At 56.0% G+C, this 673-nt stretch carries 1 protein-coding gene; it reads left to right on the top strand.

Annotation, left to right across the window (positions count from 1 at the left end):
• The first annotated feature begins 213 nt into the window (after positions 1 to 213).
• Positions 214 to 657, top strand: a complete 444-nt coding sequence (locus QN219_RS33765) for a transposase (RefSeq protein ID WP_284004760.1) — start codon at positions 214 to 216, stop codon at positions 655 to 657.
• Positions 658 to 673: the final 16 nt, after the last annotated feature.

Genomic DNA, 673 nt, shown 5'->3' with positions numbered 1-673 from the left:
TTAGAGCCCCACAGCGTCCTTCGTGCGTCCTGAAGTGCGGTCGGCGCCGTCGGTGAAGACGTTGCTGGTCAGCAGCTTCCTGCGCGATACCTTGATGAACGTTGGCGTAGCAGAAGAAGAAGATCAACATACGTGAATCCGGGGTTTGACGGTTGCGTTGACTCTGTAGATTATTGGGCCCAACCATTGGGTTGGCTAAGGGAGGAAGTTACAGTGGCTGACGAGAGTAACACGGGAGCAGTTGCCGCGTCTGAAGCGGCTGGCGAAATGAAAACACAGAAACAGCGGTCGCCACGGCGTCAAAAAGCGACTGCCGAACAGGTTCGGGATTCAAGCGCGACGGCCGATAAACCGAGAAAGCATAGCGAACAGGAAAAGATCGAGAAGCTCAAGCTGATCGAGACGGAAGTCGCCCAACATAAGAGCACGCTCAAGGACGCCATCAAGCGCGCCGGCATATCGGAGCAAACTTACTATCAGTGGAAACGAGCCGCAAAGCCTGTTGCTCAGAAGGCGGACATGCCGGTGTCGCCGGGCGATGAGTTCGCCGACCTCGTTCAACTCGAAAAGGAAAACCAGAGGCTCCGTAAGCTTCTGGCGGAAAAACTGCGCACGGAAAATGCCGACCTGCGCAAGAGACTCGGGCTGGATGAATAGGAGATCCGCAGCTCGC

The sequence above is a fragment of the Sinorhizobium sp. 8-89 genome (genome assembly GCF_030124325.1).
GTDB lineage: Bacteria > Pseudomonadota > Alphaproteobacteria > Rhizobiales > Rhizobiaceae > Sinorhizobium.
Note: the sequence above shows the minus strand (reverse complement) of the source record. Positions and strands in the feature narration are given on the sequence as shown.